The sequence below is a fragment of the Halomonas sp. SpR8 genome, from assembly GCF_031010195.1.
Lineage (GTDB): Bacteria > Pseudomonadota > Gammaproteobacteria > Pseudomonadales > Halomonadaceae > Vreelandella.
On record NZ_JAUAMC010000002.1, the window covers coordinates 306,004 to 326,556 of the forward strand.

Consider the following 20,553-nt stretch of genomic DNA (forward strand, 5'->3'; position numbering starts at 1 on the left):
GAGTAGAAATGGTTCGTATTGAACAAAAACACCCGCCTTCTGGCAAGAAGGCGGGTGTTGAGCAGCAGGAGTGGCTTAGCGAGCTTGCATATGCCGGTGCAGGCGGTGGCGGCGCTCAAACTCCCGTACCCGTTGGCGGGCAAATTCGATCGTTTGAGCGGTCATCACGCTACGGTTTTCATCTTTCAATTCGCCGCCCATATGACGCACCACCACCATGGCGGTTTCCACCATCGCTTCAAACGCGGCAGAGCTGTCAATGGCACCAGGTAGCGGCATCAGTAGCGTAATACCGGGCGTCATAAACTCATCCATCTCTTCAATGGGGAAGGTGCCGGGCTTCACTATGTTAACCATTGAGAACTGCAGCTCGCTGTCTTCACTTTCCGTCTCAAAGCGATGGAAAATGCCCATCTCGCGGCTGTAGCGCAAACCACACACCATCATCAGCTCAAGCAATTTACTACCGTCGAAACCTTCTGGATCACGCGACAGTATGCTGATCACCACCACTTCTTCAGCGTTAGAGAGCGTCTCTTTAGCGTGTTCGCCGCTGACATCATGGCGTAAGGCTTTTTCTAATGTGGGATGAACACGCACACGCTCTTCTGCGGCACGATCGTCATAGGCCATATCGCTGGCATAATCGGTTTGGTCATCGAAGCCAGCAAGGTGCTCTTCTGAATAGGAACCCTCATCATAAGAATTTTCTTCATAGCCGGCATGGCCAGAATGCTCATAGCGAAGAGCCTCTTCTTCAGCAAGACGCTGCTGAGCGGAAAGCCTCTCTGCGGCTGCGGCATTAGCCGCTGCTTCGCGTGCCTGAGCTTGTTCTTGAGCTAGGCGTGCGCGCTCAGCGTCAGCGGCTTCTTTCGCTTCACGGCGCTGTTCGGCTTCAAGCGCTTTACGCTCTGCCTTTTGCTTGGCCAAGGCTTTATCGCGCACCGCTTTCTCGGCCTTTTTACGCTGTTTCTCTTTTCGCAGCTCGATCAAACGGCGCTTCAGAGAACGCCCCATGCCTTCAAAGTCAACCAGCCGATACTCATCAACTTGGTGATCGTCGAGTTCTTCTTGCTCGCCCACGGTGTCAGAACGCAACTGACGCCGTTTAGGTGAATGCTCATTGGCATGTTTGGCAAATACAGCATCTTCCGGCTCAGCGCGCAGCACTGGCTCAGCGTCGTAAGAAGGCTGAGCTGTCTTTTCAGGATCTGAAGCCGTATCACTCGCACTTATCGACATTGCGTCAGTTGCAGCAGGTTTAGCCGCCATGGGCTCATGCTCGGCCGCTTCATTGACCGTTTCATCAGACGAACTTGACGCTACAGGTGAATGAGCAGATTGCTCTGCTTCATGAGGCGGCTGCACAGCAGCGTCAACATGGGCGTTAGACGTGTCCGCTGTCGACTTATCGGTCATCGAAAGGCTTGGTTCGCGACGCTCATGCTCAGTCGGCATGGATGTAGGTGTAGATGAAGCCGTAGAGGACGCAACTGGATCGGCGGTCATTGCAGCGGCCGTTGGCTGCTGTGCAATAGAGGCTGCTTTATCCGCTTTATCCGCTTTACGTTTAGCCGCTTTAGCCGAAGCGGAACGTCTAAACTCAGCAAGCACCCTGGAAGGCCCAGGATGCTCTTGACGTTCTAACTTTGGCTTATTGCCTAAGCCGCTATAGTCAGCAGGCTTAACGACTCTGGCACCGCCATTCGGAAGTTCCCAATTGATCTCAGCTTCTTTAGCTGCTTCATCCGGGTCGTCTAGCGAACTTCCGGAAGCATCTTTACCTGCCAGATCAAGGCGGGGTACACGACGCTGACGTTGAAATCTTCGCGCACCGTCTATAACGATGAGCGATACCAACGCCAGCCCTAAAATGATTAACCACTCTCTTAGTTCCATGTCGAACATTCCATGGTCGTCTTGCCGGTTGCTAAGGCACGGTGTCTAAAAGTTCATGCCTGAATATAGGTAACAGCTATTAAATGAATACTTGCATCAATGTTACCAAGCATAGCGCGATTACTATCAAAAGGGCCAATTTTTGCCGCATTTAACGTGATTTTCACGTGCTAGCGAAGTTATGACACTATTTAAGGCGGAAAATTCGACCTTAACTTCAAACAAAAGTGCCCCGAGTTTTTGCTCTCACACTTATAAAGTGCTTTATAAAGGAATCCTGATCGCTAGAAAAGCCATTTTGACACACAATTCGCCTGCGACTGCTTGATCCATCTATAAGTAATAGGGGTAATATAGTTAAGTTGAGCGCTTTAGGACATTTTTTTTACGCATTCGGCAAATATTGGTCAGCAAATTATTAATCAAACCCACTATGTTATTACCCTCTTGCCCAAAATTCTTCCGCTGCAGAGCTTAACCGGGCTACGGGTCGCGTTAGGTGTATTTGCACATCAATATCCTATCTTTCATCCAGCACACGCACTAAACAAAAACCCATAACCTACTGATATAAAATTATTTTTTTGAGATAAACCACTCCTTTACCCTCTAACGCCATCGACATTAACACCGCGGCCAAGCGGCTACTAAACGTTGCTTTAAGCGCTAAAACACCTGTATTACCCGATAAACGGTGAGCCACAATACGGCCAAGCCCCGATCTTCTGTACATGCCAAATAAGGCAGTTGGTGGGGAGCAATATCGTGGCTAAGTATGCTGTTCCTTAATGCGATCAACGTATCCTCCCCCACTTGCTTGCTGACAAACTGCTCTTGAGCCAGCAGCGAAGTCACCGCTGGATGGCGATGACAAAGCAAAAAAGCACCTCCCTATGCACCAGCAACTTCTCACAGCCGGCCGGCTGACCGCTACCGTAATGGGCAGGCTGACGATAATGTCTGGGTCTATTCGGCAGGCGGCAACGAATTTTTATGCGATAACCCGCGCACTGGGTGAAAGTTAAGGGTGAAGGTGAATAGCGAAGGCGCTTAATCGATCAACGCTGCGGCCTCTTCGACACCCACTGAAACTAACCGCGATACGCCGGGCTCTTGCATGGTCACCCCCATTAAGCGCTCGGCGGCTTCCATGGCAATCTTGTTGTGGGTGATGTAGATAAACTGCACGTTTTCCGACATCTCTTTTACCAGCTTGGCGTAACGGCCTACGTTGGCATCGTCCAGCGGCGCATCGACCTCATCCAACATACAGAACGGCGCAGGGTTAAGCTGAAAGATCGCAAACACCAGCGACAAAGCAGTCAGCGCTTTTTCGCCGCCCGAGAGCAGATGAATCGTGCTGTTCTTCTTACCTGGCGGGCGCGCCATAATCGCCACGCCGGTTTCTAACAGATCATCGCCAGTGAGCGTTAGCCATGCGGCGCCGCCGCCGAATACGCGAGGGAAAAGGGTTTGTAGCCCGGTATTGACCTGATCAAAGGTTTCCCGAAAGCGCACGCGGGTCTCTTGATCAATCCGCTTAATCGCCCGTTCGAGGGTTTCAAGTGCTTCAGTCAATTCGGCATGCTGCGCTTCTAAGTAGTTGCGCCGCTCCGCCTGCTGATCGTACTCCTCAATGGCGGCGAGGTTGATCGCCCCCAGGCGGCGAATTTTGTCCGTGGTACTTTCCAGGCGCTCTTGCCAGTTCGCTTCAGTGGCTTCTGCTGGCAGTTGTTCAGCCAGGGTGTCGGCGTTATGGCCAAGTTCCGCTAATTGCTCGTCCTGAGTGGCGGCTTTTAGTGCCAGCGCCTGAACATCCATGCGACGCTGCTGGAGCTGCTCGCGACTCTGTTCCAGATTGCGTTCATGCTGCTGGCGGGCCAACTCATCGTTACGCAGCTGCTCTGCCAACCCCTGAGCCTGCTGTTTAGTGGCGTTTAAGCGCTCCTCCTGCTGCTCGCGCTGGTGGAGCAGCTCTTCGAGCTCTTCCCCGGCTAGCTCGTCGGGCTCGATCAACATTTCCCGCGATTCTTCCAGCTCGGCAATCCGCAGCGATAGGCGCTCTTCAGAGTCGCTGGAGCGCGCCTGCTGGGAGCGCAGGCTTTCGCGTTCGGTACTTAAACGTTCTCGCTCAAGTGCCAGCGCCTGCTGCTGCGCTTTAAGCGGGGCATGCTGCTGAGTGAGTTGCTCTCGTGCTTCACGCTGCCGGTTGCGCTGCTCTGCGCTGGCTTCCCGCGCTTGCGCTGCGCTCTCCAGCTGTTCCATCGCCACATCCCAGTGGGCGCGTTGTTCGTCGATGGTAAGCGCTAACTCTGCTTCATCTTCTTGCAATTGGGCAAGTTCAGCATCGAGCTCAGTGGCGCGACTTTCTAGATGTTCCAGGCGTTGGGCGAGGCTGCGTTCTTTTACCGCCAGTTGCTGTAGAGAAGCGGCGTGAGCCCGCTCCTGCTCGGCCTGCTGTTCACGGGACTGCTCAAGCGCTTCAATCGTCTCGCTAGCAGCCTCACACTGCTCTTCTGCCAGCGCCAGCGCATCTTCTTCACTCTCGCGCTGGGCGGTTAGTTCGGCGTAGCGGCGACGCGTTAACAGCAGCCCATCAATACCTTCACCGTTGGCCTGTTGATGCACCCAGCCACGGCCCAGCCAGACACCATCCTGGCTTACCACGCTTTCGCCGGGCGCCAGGTGCGCGACTTGCTGCTGGGCCTCTTCGGCTGTTTGGGTATAGTGAATACTTGCTAACCATTCACCCAAGGCACCTGCGCCTTTCACCAAGCTATCCAAACGCTGTCCAGACGCTGAAACAGTGGGGGACGTCTGGTCGATTAAGCACCAGTCGGTCGCCAAGGCTTCGGGCAGTGCGGCTAGCTGGTGGCGAGCCACCATACGGGCATTTAACCAGGGCGCCAGCAGCCACGAAGTAAGTGCTTCCCAACCGGGCCCTACCTGCAGCACTTCACCTAGCTGAGGGGCGTCCGCCAAACCGTGCGCTTCGAGAGTCGTGCTGATGGCGGGGTCGTGATCCGCCAAGGCGGCGTCCATTAACGCTTTGAGTGATGCTAGCTCACCCTGACGTTGACTGAGTTCTGCGCGCTGGTGATCTCGCGACTGGGTAGCCTGCTGATAAGCCGCTTTGGCATCGCTATAACGCTGCTGCCACTGATCACGCTGGGTTTGAAAACCTTCCGACTGCTGCCGGGCATCTGCTAACTGGGCTTCACACACGGCGTGCTCTTCGCGCAGGGCGGTGAGGTCGGCCACCTCGCTACGCTGCTGGCGGCGACGCTGGTTTTCCGCCTGCAGGCGAGCGATGCGCTGTTCAAGGTCGCGCAACTGATCCTGGCTGCGATCTGCATCGCGGCTGGTATCCCGCCAGCGGGTTTCGGCATCGGCCCACTGCTGCTCAGCGGCTTCCAGCGCTGGCGAAGCATCGGCGAGCGCCTGTTCAAGGCTTTCGAGCTGCTCTTCTAGCGCTTCGTGTTCAGGCAGCAGATCCTCAAAACGCTCGTCAATCGCCGCAAGGCGCGTTTGATCGCCCTCGCTGACCCGGCGCTGCTCGTCTAACTCGCGGCGGGCGGTAGCAATATCACTGGCAAGCTGGGTTTCACGGCTGCGGCGGTGGGCCTGATCCTGTTCTAAGCGGGCAATGCGCGTAGTGGTTTCAAAGAACTGCTGCTGGTGGCGGTCAAGCACCTCCGAGAGTTCATCGTGCTGCTCGCGGGCTTGCTCCAGGCGGGTTTCGCACTGGCGAACCCCAAAGACATCTTTTTCGACCGCGATTTCCAACTCGCGTACGCGACTCTCCTGGTGTGACTGCTCGGCGCGCAGGGTGCGCCCGCGCAGCACTGCCAACTCACCCTTGAGTCGATACTCTTGCTCTTTTAGGTCTTGATAGCGTTTGGCGGCTTCGGCCTGACGCTTGAGGCGCTCGAGCTGCTTATCCAGCTCTTCGCGGATATCGTCGAGGCGCTCCAGGTTCTCCTGGGTGCGACGCATACGGTTTTCGGTTTCCCGGCGACGCTCTTTATATTTGGAGATACCCGCCGCTTCTTCCAGCGTCGAGCGCAGGTCATCAGGGCGGGCTTCAATCAGCCGCGAAATCATGCCCTGGCCGATGATGGCATAGGAGCGCGGCCCTAACCCGGTGCCCATAAACAGGTCGGCGATATCGCGCCGGCGGCACTTCTGGCCGTTAAAGAAGTAGTTGGACTGTCCGTCACGGGTGACTAAGCGCCTAACGACGATTTCGGCATACTGGGCGTATACGCCGCCCATGGTGCCATCGCGGTTGTCGAACTTGAGCTCTATGGAAGCCTGGCTGATTGGTTTGCGGCCGGTGGAGCCGTTAAAAATAACGTCGGCCATGGATTCGCCGCGCAGGGTTTTGGCGGAGGACTCCCCCATTACCCAGCGCACGGCGTCGATAATATTGGATTTACCGCAGCCGTTGGGGCCCACGATAGCGGTCATGTTGCCATCGAAAGGTACCGTGACGGGGTCCACGAAGGACTTGAACCCGACTAAGCGTATCGACGTTAAGCGCATCCCGACACTACGCTTTTAGTTAATAAACGATTATTCAAAGACACGGTTAATCACCACTTCGGCGGCTTCATCATCTGAAATCGGGCCGACGCTGACACCTTCAAGGTCGCCAAATAGATCGCCCGGCTGGGGCGTCGCTTGGCCAGAGGGAGAAACACGCACCATCAAGCGCGCTTCACGCACTTGTGAGATTTGCGCCTGAGGCGACATCGCCGCGCTATTATCCAACACCACGGTCATCGGCAATTCTGACACTAACGCCCTCACCACCGCCAACGGAGGCAACTCGCCCTCGATATCACGGGCGGTGATAAACACGGTGTCGTCGTCATTAACGCGCCCGGCAAGTGACTCATCTAAGGCGACGCTTACCCTAATGCCGGTGCCCTCTGCGGCGTCCACCTCGGCCGCTTCAGGTTCTACCCCCATGCGCTCTTGCGCCACGCGGATACCCTCGCGTAGAGACGCCGCCGTGTCGGGATTTTCAACATTCGCCACCGCGCGGCGCCAACGATCAATCGCCTGTTCATAGTCGCCGTTGTCGAAGGCGTGGATACCCAGCATTCCCAACACGGTTGGCTGGCGCGGGTCTTGCTCTAAGGTTTCGTCAACCAGCGCCTGAACTTCGTCAGTAAGCTCACGCTCGGCCATAAAGAAGCGAATTTGCGCGAGTTGAGCGAGCAGCGGCGGAATCCGCCCTTCAATGTCGATCAGGCGCTCAAGGGCATCCACCGCTTCGGGCATCTGCCCGGTTTCACGGTAGAGCGGAAACAGCGTGCTCCACACGTTAGGGTTATCCGGCTGGCGCTCGGCCTGCTCTTCCATGCGCTCAATGTACATCTCAAGCGATCCTTCGGGGTCGTTCTGCACCTCTTGCTGCACGGCCAGTAATACCAGGTCACCCTCGGCGCCCTTTTGCTGATACCAAATGACACTAACGGCCACTACCGCGACCATCACCACCGGCACCACAAAGCGTCCTGCCCCGGCGGGTTTGAGCGGCCGACGCACACGCACCGCGGTATCTTCCAGCAGGCTGCGCTCCAGCTCCAAACGGTCTTCTTCAAAGCGCGCGGCATCGATGTCGCCACGCTCCCGAGCCGCTTCTAACGACGCCAAGCGGCGTTTGAAAATCGCCACGTTCTGCTCATCGGAGATATCGTTCGCTTCAAAGGCGTGCTGTTGGTCATGCAGCCTGCGCGCAGCCCTCAGCGGCGAGACCAGCAGCCACAGCGCGGGGAGCAGTAAAAGAGCAATCGCAATCCAGAGCAGCGTCATGAAGACCTCTTGCGGTTAGTCAGCGCATCAATGCGCTGGCGCTCTTCGGCGCTCAGCGCTTTGGCAGAGGCGTTGCGGCGAGCACGAATCATTAACACAACGACAATAGCCCCCAACAGCACCAGCGCAATGGGCAGCCCCCAAAGTAGGTAGGTGCGACTCTCCAAGCGCGGATTGTAGAGAATATATTCGCCGAACCGCTGCACCATATGATTGATGATTTCGATATCCGACTGGCCGTCTTGTAGCAGTTGATAAACCCGCTCGCGCATATCTCCCGAGATCGGCGCATCGGAATCATCAATGGCCTGGTTTTCACACAGCGGGCAGCGCATAGACGCGGTTAAGTCGTGGTAGCGTTTTTCCATCACCGGGTCGTCAAATTCGCGCAGTTCGATACCGCCCGCCATGGCCCCGAACGCAATGCCAAACAGCAGCAATGCCGCGACGGTTCGCATTAACGCCATTTTTCCACCTCCGGAAGGATCCGTTCGCGTACATCTTCTGGCGATACGTAGCCTTTATGGTGATAGCGAATCACTCCGTCGGCATCGACCAGAAAGGTTTCCGGGGCGCCGTAAACGCCAAGATCAAAACCCAATGCGCCTTCCGGATCGAAAATATTGGTTTCAAACGGATCGCCAAACTCGCTGAGAAACGCCATACCCTTCTCGCGGGTATCCCGGTAGTTAACCCCCACCATGCGAATATCGTGATCGGCGAGTTCCAGCAGCTGCGGCATCTCCTGCTTGCACGCGGGGCACCACTCACCCCATACGTTGACCAGGGTCACTTCGCCTTTGAGCAAGGTTTGATCGACACGCCGGTTTTCATCGCGCAGCGTCGTGGCTTCAAAGGCCGGGAACTCCCTGGCCATCAGTGCTGAATCGCGCTGGGAGGGATCCAACGCTAAACCTTGGTAAAAAAACAGCGCCAAGGCTAAAAAGCACACCGGCAGCAGTAACAGCAGTAGCCGTCGCTTCATATCACGGCCTCCCGGTTTGTCGCGCGCTTGTCGGCTGCCTTCGCCGATTCACGAGTGACTGCGGCACGCCGGTAGCGTTTGTCGAGTACTGCTAGCAACCCGCCAAACGCCATTAGCAGCGCACCCAGCCACAGCCAGCGCACAAACGGCTTGTATTGAACGCGCATCGCCCAACTGCCATCGCCTAGGTCTTCGCCCATGGCGACATACAGATCGCGAAACAGCCCCGGCCGCAGAGCAACCTGGGTCATTGGCATGCCGGTGGCCAGGTAGAGGCGCTTTTCCGGACGCATGGTAAAGCGGCTGCCTGAGTCGCCACGCTGTACTTGAATGATGGCGGTATCGGCCAGAAAGTTAGCCCCGCGCCGCTCGGTGAGTTCGCTCATGGAGAACTGGTAGCCAGCCACTTCTACCGTGGTACCCGGCGACATACGTACGTTGCGCTCGATATTGTAGTTGGAAACCACCGCCACCCCGACGATAGTCACCGCCACCCCCACATGCCCCAGCACCATGCCCCAGTAAGCCAGGGAGAGTTTGCGCAAACCGGCGATAAACGAGCTGGCATGGCGCGTTTTATCGAATACATCACGCACCATGGGCAATACAATCCACAGCGCGGATACGATGCCTAGCGAGACCCAAAGATTCCACTCACCGCGATACAGCAGCGGCATCAATATGCCTAATACCAGTGCGGCGGCACCCGCCATCCACAGTTTGCGCACCAATACACGCCCCTGCATGCCTTTCCAGCGCGCAACCGAGCCTAATCCCATGAAGATGCACATCACCACGGTAAGCGGTACGAACAGGGCATTAAAGTAGGGCGGGCCGACGCTGATTTTACCCAGACCCAAGGAGTCCAGAATCAGCGGGTAGACGGTGCCGAGTAGCACGGTGACGGTCATAATCACCAGAAAGATATTATTAACCAGCAGCAGCGCATCCCGGGAGAGCCAATTAAAACCGACTTTATGGCTCACCCGCGGGGCGCGCAGGGCAAATATCAGCAGCGACAGCGTCACCGTGATGGCCAACAGCATGAGGATAAAAAAGCCACGGGCCGGATCGTTGGCAAACGCGTGTACCGAGGTCAGTACCCCGGAGCGCACCAGGAAAGTCCCCATCAAAGACAGCGAAAAGGTCGAGATCGCCAGCAGTACGGTCCAGCTTTTAAACGAGCCGCGTTTCTCGGTAACGGCCAGTGAATGCACCAGCGCAGTCCCCGTCAGCCAAGGCAGCAACGACGCGTTTTCGACCGGATCCCAGAACCACCAGCCGCCCCAGCCAAGCTCGTAGTAGGCCCACCAACTGCCCAGCGCGATACCCACGGTAAGAAACGCCCAGGCTAGATTGGTCCAGGGCCGCGCCCAACGGGTCCAGGCGGCGTCTAACCGCCCACCCATTAACGCCGCGATGGCAAACGCAAAGACCACGGAAAAACCCACGTACCCCATATAGAGCATTGGCGGATGCACCACCAGCCCGAAGTCTTGCAACAGCGGGTTAAGGTCGGCGCCATCCTGAGGCACATCGGGCAGCAGCCGTTCAAAGGGATTCGAAGTGATCAGAATAAACAGTAAAAAGCCGACGCACACCATACCCATCACGCCCATCACTCGGGCGACCATATCCCGCGGCAGGTTCCCGGTGAACAGACTGGCCGCAAACCCCCAGCCTGCAAGCATAAAGCTCCACAGCAGCACTGACCCTTCGTGGTTGCCCCACACGGCACTGAACTTGTAGTACCAGGGCAGTAGCGAGTTGGAGTTGTTGGCCACGTTCGCCACGCTAAAATCATCGAGCATATAGCTGGCGGTCAAACAGCCGTAGGCGATGGCAACAAACACAAACTGCCCCACCGCCATGGGCTGGCCGTAAGCCATCCACAGCGGGCGCCGAGTCGCGGCACCGGCCAGCGGCATTACTGCCTGCACCATTGCCATTAGCAGCGCAATGATAAGGGCAAAGTGGCCAATTTCTGGGATCAGTTTGATAAGCATGTGTGCTCCGCATAGGACTTATTAAGTCCTTATTTACCCTAGTATTCGCTTGCCTGGGGTACGCCTTCTTCGTCCAGGCGTTTGCCCACCTCGGCGGCTTTAGCTTGGTAGTCGGCCGGCGAATAGCCTGCTTCTTCCAGCGCCTGGGCGACTTCAGGGGGCATATAGTTTTCGTCGTGACGGGCAAGTACTTTATCGGCATACAAACGGCCATCGGCCTGAAGCTCACCGACCACCACCACGCCTTGGCCCTCACGGAACAGGTCGGGCAAAATGCCGCTGTAGTATACCTCCAGGTCATCGACGTAATCAGTCACGGTAAATTCGACGTCAAGGCTTTCAGGGTCACGGGAAACAGAGCCCTCTTTGACCATGCCACCCGCGCGGATTTGGCGCTCCATAGGCGCATCACCTTGTGCAATCTGCACCGGGCTAAAAAACAGATTGATATTGGAACGCAGTGCATAGAGCGTTAGCCCCACGGCGATCGCGGCCAGCGACACCAAGCCCAGAATAACAAAGAGTTTCTGCTTGCGTTTAGGCGTCATTGGGCGTTCTCCCTCAAACTGTTTTCGCGTCTTACGCGACGTCTCAAGCCTTTGATCAATTGGCGCTGCTCAACGCGGGCATGCCAGACGGTGGCAAGCAGCAGCAGCGCTGTCACGCCCCAGGCAGACCAAACGTAAGGGGCGTGACCACCCATGGCGAGGAATTCGGAAAATGAATCAAAAGCCATTAGCGCGCCTCCTCTACCTGGGCTTTTATCAAATCGTGCACCCAGCGCTTGCTAGCCTCGCGGCGCAGAATCTCGCTGCGCGTGCGCATCAGCGTTAAGGCGATAAAAAAACTGTAAAACCCCAGCACCATAATCACCAGCGGCAGCCACATCTCGGTGGGCATGGTCGGGCGCGAGGTCAGAGTAAATGAAGCTGGCTGGTGCAGGGTGTACCACCAGTCCACTGAGTATTTGATAATGGGGATATTGATCACCCCCACCATGGCCAACACCGAGGCTGCCCGCGAGGCGCTATCACGGCTGGTGAACGCCCCGCGCAGGGCAATCACTCCCAGATACAAAAACAGCAGAATCAGCATGGAGGTCAGCCGGGCATCCCACATCCACCAAGTGCCCCAGGTCGGCACGCCCCACACGGCACCGGAGAACAGCGCCACAAAGGTCATCGCCGCACCCAAGGGCGCCATCATCGCTGCGGCCATATCGGCTACTTTAATTTTCCAGACCATAAATACCAGCCCGGACACCGCCATGGAGATAAAAATGGATTGGGCTAAAAAGGCCGCCGGCACATGAACATAGATGATCCGAAAACTGTTGCCCTGCTGATAATCCGCCGGGGCAAATGCCAGCCCCCACAGCGACCCAGAGACGATTAACAGCACTGCCGCAACCCAAAACCAGGGCTGTAATTTAGCACTAATGCCGTAGAACCACTTGGGTGATCCCAGTTTATGTATAAAGGCCCACATAGCGTGTCCTATCCTTAACCGTTAATACTGATACGCAGCGATGCGGCGATTGCCCACGGTGCTAACATCAGTGCGGCGGCAAGCAGCGCGCCCAAAATTGCCAGATGTGCCGAAACGCCGTCGCCCACAATCGCAGCCTGCACCGCGCCTGCGCCAAAAATTAATACCGGGATATACAGCGGTAGAACCAGCAGCGAGAGTAGCACACCGCCCCGCGCCAAACCGACGGTTAACGCCGCGCCTATCGCCCCAATCAAACTCAGGCTGGCCGTGCCCAGCGCCAATGAGAGCGCCAGCACCGCATAACTACCCGCTGGCAAAGCCAGCATAATGCCTAACAGGGGCGCCATTAGCGCTAAAGGCAGCCCGGTCAGCAGCCAGTGTACAGCGACCTTTGCCAAACTTAGCGCAGCTAACGGCTGCGGTGCCAGCAGCAGTTGCTCAAGACTGCCGTCGTCATAATCGCTGCGAAACAGACTGTCTAACGACAGCAGTGCCGCCAGCAGGGCGGCAACCCACAGTAACCCCGGTGCAATCACCGCCAATAGCTCCGGGTCAGGAGAGATCGCGATTGGAAACAGGGTGATCACCAGCGCAAAAAACACCAGCGGGTTGAGCACCTCACCGCGACGCCTGATCAACAGCGTTACGTCTCGCATCAGCGTCGCCTTCACCGCCACCATCAATCCGCCCTTATGCACCCGCAGCGTCACTGACGGTGCGGGCATGCGGGTAGCTTGGCGGTAGCCTGAAGGACTGTCTGAAGAGCTATGTGATGAACCCTGTAAAGAGCTGTGCAACCGTATCTCCTTCTACCCCAAGGCTATCCGTCTTAGCAACGGGGAAGCGGTTAACTCATGGTGTGTCGTGACGAGCACGCAGCCTCCCGCCTCAGCATGGACGACGAGCTGTCTTTCCAGATCAGCAACGCCTTGGCGGTCTATCGCAGTAAACGGCTCATCCAGTACCCAGAGCGCCCGCGGCGTTAGGGTTAAACGTGCCAAAGCAATGCGCCGCTGCTGACCCGCCGAAAGCTGCCCGGCGGGGACATCTTCAAAACCGGCTAGACCGACACTTTCAAGGGCATCCAGGCGCTCAGACTCACTACCACTTTCACCGCTAAGCGATTGATACCATGCTAAATTCTCTAAAGCAGACAGCCCTGACTTGATCCCCGGGGCATGGCCTAAATAGAGTAAATTTGCTAGAAATTGTTCCTGAGCGTCGCGCATCGCAACGCCATTCCAGAACAGCTCTCCTTGATAGTCGCGGAGCTGCCCAGAGAGAATTTTTAGCAGGGTCGTTTTACCACTGCCATTAGGCCCTTCAATCCGCACGATTTCACCGCTGCGAATATCGAGATCCAAGCCCTTAAACAGTGAGCGATCATCACGTTCACATGACAGCTGTCGGGCTTGTAAACACAGGCTCAAGAGTCTCTCCAGGCAGATTGATTTCGCGTCGAACTCTACACGGAAAGCCCGTTTCTCGCCACTCACACAATGCGTCGCTGGGTCGCAGCGTGTTGTCTTCAAACTGGGATACGACTAAATACTGCTAGCACTGTATGCAAAGACAGGTCTATACTAAAAACCACTGTATGAAAGAACATGCAATGGAGATTTTCTGATGACGATATCGATGGCAACACAGACCGCTAAGCGTAACCACTTACACTCAGTGCCACGCGCCTATTCGATGGTGCCTAGCGTTACACGACGCAATACCTATGCGCTAAAAGTGCGCGGTAACGCAATGCGTGATTGCAACTTATTCGATGGCGATGTCATTATTATTCGCCGCTATCAACACGATACCCAAACAGAAACCGCCGTTGCCGAAATCAACCAGCAAAAAATAGCCTTGAAGCAGCTCGCAATCAGCCGCCTTGGCGTAGAGCTATGGCCTGAGGACAGTCTGCAGCCAGCGCTCTTTTTGCACAACCGTGATATTCAAGTGCTCGGCATGGTGATGGGTGTTGAATCTCATCCAAAGGCTTGCCTGACTAGGAAGCATACTGTCACGGAGCATTAATGCGCTACCGGGTTCCTGCACTTTCCCCATTGTCCTGGCATACGACTGATATCGAAGTTGAGAAGAGCCAATTTATTACCTGGACCTGCCACGCCTTAGACACCGGATCGTTCAACCATATGCTGAATGCGGCTAAAGCCGAGCATCCGAATGCTAGCCATCACTGTACCGCCTATATTGCGGGGCCTCCCGGCGAGCAAAATCTGATCGGTTTCTCTGACGATGGCGAACCTGGCGGCACCGCTGGTCGGCCCATGTTCCAGGCTCTTCAGGGTAGCCAACTGGGGCATATTGGCTGTGTGGTGATCCGCTATTTTGGTGGCACCAAACTAGGCACCGGTGGCTTAGCCCGCGCTTACGCCCAAGCGGTCAGCCATGCGCTTGAGACACTGCCCACCTTAGAAGTCGTTGAGCGCGATACTTACACGCTGCGGCTCAGTTTTGCCAACGAAGCCACAGCCCGCGCTTGGTGCGAAGAGCACGAACTGCCTGTCGAGCACGCCGACTACGATGGCGACGGCGTCCGCCTGGCCATTGGCTGGCCACGGGACTACCCGTTTGATCTTTCCCCGTTGGAAAACCGCCTGAAGAGCTCTATAGACATTCTCACTGTCTAGCCAGCCCATCAAAAAAAAACGCGACATACTGAAAGTATCAGTACGCCGCGCTCGGTTTGATCGCTATTAAAGCTTTACCCCAGATATTTAATCATGACCCCTGCAGCGACCGCAGAACCAATAACACCCGCCACATTGGGCCCCATTGCGTGCATTAGCAGGAAGTTATGTGGATTGGCCTCAAGCCCCACCTTGTTAGCCACCCGCGCAGCCATCGGTACGGCGGAAACGCCTGCGGCGCCAATCAAGGGATTGATGGGCATTTTGCTCACCAGGTTCATCAGCTTAGCCATCAACACCCCGGCGGCCGTGCCGATGCCAAAGGCGATAATCCCCAAGCCCAGTATCCCCAGCGTCTCAAATGACAGGAAACTATCCGCCATCAACTTGGAGCCAACCGATAAGCCAAGGATAATGGTGACGATATTGATCAAGGCGTTTTGCGCGGTATCCGACAACCGCTCTACCACGCCGCACTCGCGCATCAGGTTACCGAAGCAGAACATCCCCAGCAGCGGCGCCGCATCGGGCAGAAACATTGCCACCAGAACTAGTAGCACCAGCGGGAAGACGACTTTTTCCAACTTGGAGACCGGCCGCAGCTGGGTCATTTTGATTTGACGCTCTTTCTGGGTCGTTAACAGGCGCATAATCGGCGGCTGAATCAACGGCACCAGCGCCATATAGGCGTAGGCAGCCACGGCAATCGCACCCAGCAGTTCTGGCGCCAGCACGCTTGAGACGTAGATGGAGGTTGGGCCGTCGGCGCCGCCAATAATACCAATGGCGGCAGCCTGATTAAGCGAGAAATCCATCACGCCCATCGATGTGAGCAACACGGCGCCAAACAGCGTGGCAAAAATACCAAACTGAGCAGCAGCGCCTAAAAATAGCGTACGCGGATTGGCCAGCAGCGGGCCAAAATCAGTCATGGCACCAACGCCCATAAAGATAATCAGCGGTGCAATGCCTGAGGCAATCGCTACGCTATAGAAGCTGTAGAGCATGCCATCGCCATAACCCACATTCATAGCAATATCCCGCGCGGCACGCACTTGATCTGGCGCGGCGCTATCGTGGGAAAGCGCTTTGAGCGACTCCCGCCACGCCTCAGTGCCGCTCAAAGGATCAAGAGAAGCGCCCAGCGCTGCAGCCATCTGCTGTAGCACCGCGGGCTTTGCCACCTCAATCGCTTGGTCCAGGGCTGAAATAGCCAGCCCTGCTTCAGGAATATTGGCAAGAATGCCGCCAAAACCGATCGGCACCAGCAGCAGCGGTTCAAACTTCTTATAGATGGCAAGGTAAAGCAGCAGTAGCCCTACCACCATCATGACCGCCTGGCCTAGCTCAAGGTTATACAGCCCGGAGCCTTCCCATAACGTTATTAATTTATCCATTACCGGGACCCTTAGAGTTCGATCAGCTTATCGTCCACGTCGACGCTGTCGCCCTCGCTGACGTTAACCTTAGACACAGTGCCTGCGCTGCTGGCACGCACTTCGGTTTCCATTTTCATGGCTTCAAGGATAATTACGACATCACCCTCAGCAACGCTGTCACCGGGACGTACATTGACCTTGAAAATATTGCCAGCCAGCGGAGCGTCGATGCTTTCTCCACTGGAGGCAGGCGCTTCCACTTTGGGTGCGTAAGTACTGGCGGCAGTTTGCTCTTGCACTTCACCTAGCTCACCGCCTTCAGAGACTTCCACCACAAACGACTTGCCGTTGAGCTTAATGGTGTAGGTCTCTGGCCCACCACTGGTAACCGGCGCTTTGCTCTCTGCTTGAGCCGTTGGCTTCGCTGCTTTCGCCTCAGCTTTGACTGCCTGAGGAACGGGCTCGAAAGCCTCCGGATTGTCGCGATTCTTGAGAAATTTCAAACCAATTTGCGGGAACAGGGCATAGGTCAGCACGTCATCGACTTCGCGCTGCCCCTCCGCCAAGCGGATGCCCTCAGCGCTGGCCTTGTCTTTAAGTTCGGCGGCCAGCCTGTCCATTTCAGGCGCAAGATTGTCTGCCGGGCGGCAGGTAATCGGCTCGCCGCCTTCTAATACGCGCTTTTGTAGCTCGGTATTAAAAGGTGCGGGGGCGGCGCCGTATTCACCCTTGAGCAGCGCCTGGACCTCTTTGGAGATAGACTTATAGCGCTCACCCATCATCACGTTCATTACCGCCTGGGTGCCGACGATTTGCGACGTTGGCGTCACCAGCGGGATAAAGCCAAGATCCTCCCGCACGCGTGGGATCTCGCCCAGCACGTCATCCAGCTTATCGCCTGCGCCCTGCTCTTTGAGCTGACCTTCCATATTGGTCAACATCCCGCCCGGCACCTGGGCAATCAGGATGCGCGAATCAATGCCGCGTAGCGAACCTTCAAAAGCGGCGTACTTCTTACGCACTTCGCGGAAGTAACCGGCAATATCTTCCAACAGCTCAAGATCCAGTCCGGTATCGCGGCCGGTATCTTTCAGCATTGCGACCACGGATTCGGTCGGGCTGTGCCCGTAGGTCATCGACATCGACGAAATCGAGGTATCAACGTTATCAATCCCCGCCTCGACCGCTTTCAAAATGGTGGACGTAGAAAGGCCGGTCGTCGCATGACAGTGCAAGTGGACCGGAATCGACAGCTCTTTTTTGAGACGAGTCACCAGGTCAAACGCTGTATAAGGCGTGAGCAGCCCCGCCATATCCTTGATAGCCAATGAATCCGCGCCCAAACCGGCAATGGTTCTGGCAAGCTCGACCCAGCTATCCAGGGTATGAACCGGGCTCACAGTATAAGAGATGGTGCCCTGCGCATGACCTTCAACGTTACGCACCGCTTGAATGGCGCGTTCCAGATTACGCGGGTCATTCATGGCATCGAATACGCGGAAGACATCTACGCCGTTGGTTTTTGCGCGCTCAACAAACTTATCCACCACGTCATCCGCGTAGTGGCGGTAGCCCAGCAGGTTCTGTCCCCTAAGCAGCATCGCTTGGGGTGTATTCGGCATGGCTTCTTTCAATGCACGAATACGCTCCCACGGGTCTTCCCCTAAATAACGAATACAAGCGTCATAAGTAGCGCCGCCCCAGGTCTCCAGCGACCAATAGCCCACGCGATCCAGCTTTTCGGCAATCGGAAGCATATCGTCCAGACGCATACGCGTAGCAAACAGCGATTGATGGGCATCGCGCAGCACGACATCGGTAATGCCTAAAGGACGTTTTATCTCGTTCATGATCTTGGCTCACAGTTAAGAATTGTAAGTTTGTAGTAAAAATAACAAAAAAATAGCCAAAAGTGGACTGTAACGAAAAAAATTAGAAAGTTAATGACGGCGAGTGGAACGGTATCGCTGCACTGCAGCACTGAGCACCGCCAGCGTTTCGTCATTTTGAGTAGCAGAGCCGGAGGGCCGTGGTGATTTATTACCCATCTCCGCCGCTACTGGAGCCGGCTGGAAGCGTCCAATCAGTCGCGACATTAGCGTCACGCTAATCACTAAAATGGTAAGAAAAACAAACACTACGCCCATACCGAGCGCCATCAACGCTAACCCGTCTTGTAATAATTCTTGATTCTGCATTAGGCACTCTCCTGAGCTTTCTTTACGGCCACAAGCACCGCTTGTGCGCACATTGATTAACCAATGCGACGTAAGTCGCTTGGCGCAGTAAGGGGAATACACTAACCTGCCACACTCAGAATAGAATGCAATGGCGCGATAGTGGAAGTCATGGTTGTTAATTTACTACAAAACGGCAGAATTGGCCTAGCCCCGATGGAAGGGGTGATCGATGCACTCACTCGAGATTTACTGACTCGCCATGCCGGTTTCGACTGGACGGTGACCGAATTTGTCCGCGTGGTCGATGCTCGCCTACCGCCCAGAGTGTTTTATAAGCATTGCCCAGAACTTACGCAACCGCCTGTGGCAACGCCTAGCGGTATTCCAGTGCATTTACAGCTGCTGGGCTCAGACCCTACCGCGTTAGCGGCCAACGCGCGCCAAGCGCTTAAACTCGGCGCGGTAAGCGTCGACCTTAATTTCGGCTGCCCAGCCAAACTGGTCAACCGGCACGATGGCGGCGCCTCGCTACTTCGCCAGCCGGATCGCGTCTACCAGGCGGTTAAAGCCGTTGCCGAGACGCTGGATGGCGCGATCCCCGTGACCGCCAAGATTCGCCTAGGCTTTGCTAATCGCCGCTTAGCGGTTGCCTGTGCTCAAGCCACCGAAGCAGGGGGCGCCGCGCAGCTAGTGGTGCATGCACGCACCCGGGATGAAGGCTATCGCCCACCGGCGCACTGGGAGTGGATCGGCAAAATTCGCCGCCATGTCAGTATTCCCGTCGTGGCCAATGGCGATATTTGGACGCTGGAAGATTACTGGAAAGCGCGCACGCTGTCTGGCTGTCGCGATGTGATGCTTGGGCGCAGCGCACTGGCAGACCCCTGGCTTGCACCCCGCATCCGCCACTGGCTGCAGACCGGCGAGCGGCTACCCGAGAGCAGTTGGGCAATGCGCGCCAGCGTGCTGAAAGAGTACGCCGCGCTTCAGCGCCAGAACCTGCCCGATCGGGTGGTGGTATCACTGGTAAAGCAGTGGCTCGCTCAAATGCGCCAGGGCAATGGTGAAGCCGAACAGAATTTCCAGCGCGTGAAGCGCCTCATCGAGCTGGATCAACTGCTGAGTAGCCTTGTCGTCGCCGAACAATAGGGACTTCCAGCTTTACGATAGCCAAAAAAAAGCGCCCTACCGCAAAGCGGAGGCGCTATACACGATCGCAAGACCGGGGTGCGAGCCATAGCCGGTCAGGCTGGTAAGAATAGTCAGACTGGAAACAGAAAACCCGCTCTCTGTAAGAGAGCGGGTTTAGAATCTGGCGCGCCCGGGAGGATTCGAACCTCCGACCCCCTGATTCGTAGTCAGGTACTCTATCCAGCTGAGCTACGGGCGCGTGGTATTTTGCTAACAATTACTTTTAGAGCTACTACTTTTAAAACTACTACTTTTAAAGCTACTAGCTAGTTGGCGCGCCCGGGAGGATTCGAACCTCCGACCCCCTGATTCGTAGTCAGGTACTCTATCCAGCTGAGCTACGGGCGCATACCTTGTATGCCATGTACTTTTAGCTAATACCTCTTAAACCAAGGTTTTTTAGCTAACAAGCATTTTATGGCCGTGCAGTTGGCGGAGAGAGAGGGATTCGAACCCTCGATAGGGCTATAAACCCTATACTCCCTTAGCAGGGGAGCGCCTTCAGCCACTCGGCCACCTCTCCTTAACGGCACGGCGCGAATATTACCGATTCAGGGTTCTTATGTCTAGCCCTGCATAGTTTTTTTTCGTACCGGCCATATCTTACAGTTAAGCTCACGTTTGAAGCATCACTTCATGGTGCCGTCGTGTGGGCCTCATTCCGCTTCGTTTTCACTATCTCTTTCACGCTGAATACGCTGGTAAATCTCTTCACGGTGAACTGCCACATCTTTAGGCGCATTAACACCGATACGTACTTGATTGCCTTTCACACCTAGCACGGTGACGGTGATTTCATCACCGATCATCAGGGTTTCGCCAACACGGCGAGTTAGGATGAGCATGGCTGATCTCCTTTTCAGACGTTTTATGCAACGGGATATGTCAGCCGGAGGCAACACCATACCATTATGCGGCATAGCGCTGCCTGTCACCAATGTCTCCGGCTCC

Annotated in this window: 19 protein-coding genes and 3 tRNA genes; 3 read left to right on the top strand and 19 right to left on the bottom strand. The window is 55.9% G+C overall.

Features of this window, described 5'->3' with window-relative positions:
- Window positions 1–75: 75 nt before the first annotated feature.
- The 12 genes from QT230_RS04765 to ccmA all read right to left on the bottom strand — a co-directional run bounded on the left by QT230_RS04765 (window position 76) and on the right by ccmA (window position 13,634).
- Entirely contained in the window at window positions 76–1,899 is a 1,824-nt protein-coding gene (locus QT230_RS04765; protein ID WP_308320444.1) for a cell division protein ZipA C-terminal FtsZ-binding domain-containing protein, read from the bottom strand.
- A gap of 666 nt (window positions 1,900–2,565) precedes the next feature.
- Window positions 2,566–2,778: a hypothetical protein gene (locus QT230_RS04770; RefSeq protein WP_308320445.1), complete on the bottom strand. Its 213-nt coding sequence runs from the start codon at window positions 2,776–2,778 to the stop codon at window positions 2,566–2,568.
- Between the two features lie 171 nt (window positions 2,779–2,949).
- Window positions 2,950–6,444: a chromosome segregation protein SMC gene (smc, locus tag QT230_RS04775; protein WP_308320446.1), complete on the bottom strand. Its 3,495-nt coding sequence runs from the start codon at window positions 6,442–6,444 to the stop codon at window positions 2,950–2,952.
- 30 nt (window positions 6,445–6,474) lie between these two features.
- On the bottom strand, window positions 6,475–7,722 hold the full coding sequence (gene ccmI, locus QT230_RS04780) for a c-type cytochrome biogenesis protein CcmI (RefSeq protein ID WP_308320447.1): 1,248 nt from the start codon (window positions 7,720–7,722) through the stop codon (window positions 6,475–6,477).
- Window positions 7,719–8,189, bottom strand: coding sequence for a cytochrome c-type biogenesis protein CcmH (locus tag QT230_RS04785; protein WP_308320448.1), 471 nt, complete (start codon window positions 8,187–8,189; stop codon window positions 7,719–7,721). Before QT230_RS04785 ends, ccmI begins: the two co-directional genes overlap by 4 nt.
- Window positions 8,180–8,707, bottom strand: coding sequence for a DsbE family thiol:disulfide interchange protein (locus tag QT230_RS04790; RefSeq protein ID WP_308320449.1), 528 nt, complete (start codon window positions 8,705–8,707; stop codon window positions 8,180–8,182). Before QT230_RS04790 ends, QT230_RS04785 begins: the two co-directional genes overlap by 10 nt.
- Window positions 8,704–10,713 carry a heme lyase CcmF/NrfE family subunit gene (locus QT230_RS04795; protein ID WP_308320450.1) on the bottom strand — a complete coding sequence of 670 codons (2,010 nt, stop codon included), beginning with the start codon at window positions 10,711–10,713 and terminating at the stop codon, window positions 8,704–8,706. The genes QT230_RS04790 and QT230_RS04795 overlap by 4 nt, the downstream gene beginning before the upstream one ends.
- A gap of 38 nt (window positions 10,714–10,751) precedes the next feature.
- The gene (ccmE, locus tag QT230_RS04800; protein WP_308320451.1) at window positions 10,752–11,261 is read right to left on the bottom strand and encodes a cytochrome c maturation protein CcmE; all 510 of its coding nucleotides are present in this window, start codon (window positions 11,259–11,261) and stop codon (window positions 10,752–10,754) included.
- Window positions 11,258–11,449: a heme exporter protein CcmD gene (gene ccmD, locus QT230_RS04805; RefSeq protein ID WP_308320452.1), complete on the bottom strand. Its 192-nt coding sequence runs from the start codon at window positions 11,447–11,449 to the stop codon at window positions 11,258–11,260. Before ccmD ends, ccmE begins: the two co-directional genes overlap by 4 nt.
- Window positions 11,449–12,201, bottom strand: a complete 753-nt coding sequence (locus QT230_RS04810) for a heme ABC transporter permease (protein ID WP_308320453.1) — start codon at window positions 12,199–12,201, stop codon at window positions 11,449–11,451. The genes ccmD and QT230_RS04810 overlap by 1 nt, the downstream gene beginning before the upstream one ends.
- Window positions 12,202–12,215: 14 nt before the next feature.
- The gene (ccmB, locus tag QT230_RS04815; protein ID WP_308320774.1) at window positions 12,216–12,929 is read right to left on the bottom strand and encodes a heme exporter protein CcmB; all 714 of its coding nucleotides are present in this window, start codon (window positions 12,927–12,929) and stop codon (window positions 12,216–12,218) included.
- Between the two features lie 84 nt (window positions 12,930–13,013).
- On the bottom strand, window positions 13,014–13,634 hold the full coding sequence (gene ccmA / locus QT230_RS04820) for a cytochrome c biogenesis heme-transporting ATPase CcmA (protein WP_308320454.1): 621 nt from the start codon (window positions 13,632–13,634) through the stop codon (window positions 13,014–13,016).
- Between the two features lie 196 nt (window positions 13,635–13,830).
- Between ccmA and QT230_RS04825 the strand changes: the two genes are divergently transcribed.
- Window positions 13,831–14,235 carry a S24 family peptidase gene (locus QT230_RS04825; RefSeq protein WP_308320455.1) on the top strand — a complete coding sequence of 135 codons (405 nt, stop codon included), beginning with the start codon at window positions 13,831–13,833 and terminating at the stop codon, window positions 14,233–14,235.
- A complete protein-coding gene (locus QT230_RS04830) occupies window positions 14,235–14,852 on the top strand; it encodes a YigZ family protein (protein ID WP_308320456.1) in 618 nt (205 codons plus the stop codon). Before QT230_RS04825 ends, QT230_RS04830 begins: the two co-directional genes overlap by 1 nt.
- A gap of 74 nt (window positions 14,853–14,926) precedes the next feature.
- Here the strand turns inward: QT230_RS04830 and QT230_RS04835 are convergent, their stop codons facing one another.
- The 3 genes from QT230_RS04835 to QT230_RS04845 all read right to left on the bottom strand — a co-directional run bounded on the left by QT230_RS04835 (window position 14,927) and on the right by QT230_RS04845 (window position 18,429).
- Window positions 14,927–16,249: a sodium ion-translocating decarboxylase subunit beta gene (locus QT230_RS04835; protein WP_308320457.1), complete on the bottom strand. Its 1,323-nt coding sequence runs from the start codon at window positions 16,247–16,249 to the stop codon at window positions 14,927–14,929.
- 11 nt (window positions 16,250–16,260) lie between these two features.
- On the bottom strand, window positions 16,261–18,081 hold the full coding sequence (gene oadA / locus QT230_RS04840; RefSeq protein WP_308320458.1) for a sodium-extruding oxaloacetate decarboxylase subunit alpha: 1,821 nt from the start codon (window positions 18,079–18,081) through the stop codon (window positions 16,261–16,263).
- 90 nt (window positions 18,082–18,171) lie between these two features.
- A complete protein-coding gene (locus tag QT230_RS04845) occupies window positions 18,172–18,429 on the bottom strand; it encodes an OadG family transporter subunit (RefSeq protein WP_308320459.1) in 258 nt (85 codons plus the stop codon).
- Window positions 18,430–18,579: 150 nt separating this feature from the next.
- Between QT230_RS04845 and QT230_RS04850 the strand changes: the two genes are divergently transcribed.
- The gene (locus QT230_RS04850) at window positions 18,580–19,560 is read left to right on the top strand and encodes a tRNA-dihydrouridine synthase family protein (RefSeq protein ID WP_308320461.1); all 981 of its coding nucleotides are present in this window, start codon (window positions 18,580–18,582) and stop codon (window positions 19,558–19,560) included.
- 164 nt (window positions 19,561–19,724) lie between these two features.
- On the opposite strand, the gene QT230_RS04855 is transcribed toward QT230_RS04850, so the two are convergent.
- The 4 genes from QT230_RS04855 to csrA all read right to left on the bottom strand — a co-directional run bounded on the left by QT230_RS04855 (window position 19,725) and on the right by csrA (window position 20,447).
- A tRNA-Arg gene (locus QT230_RS04855) sits at window positions 19,725–19,801 on the bottom strand.
- A 72-nt stretch (window positions 19,802–19,873) separates the two neighbouring features.
- Window positions 19,874–19,950, bottom strand: a tRNA-Arg gene (locus QT230_RS04860).
- Window positions 19,951–20,032: 82 nt separating this feature from the next.
- Window positions 20,033–20,125, bottom strand: a tRNA-Ser gene (locus QT230_RS04865).
- 133 nt (window positions 20,126–20,258) lie between these two features.
- A complete protein-coding gene (gene csrA, locus QT230_RS04870) occupies window positions 20,259–20,447 on the bottom strand; it encodes a carbon storage regulator CsrA (protein ID WP_308320462.1) in 189 nt (62 codons plus the stop codon).
- Window positions 20,448–20,553 lie beyond the last annotated feature (106 nt).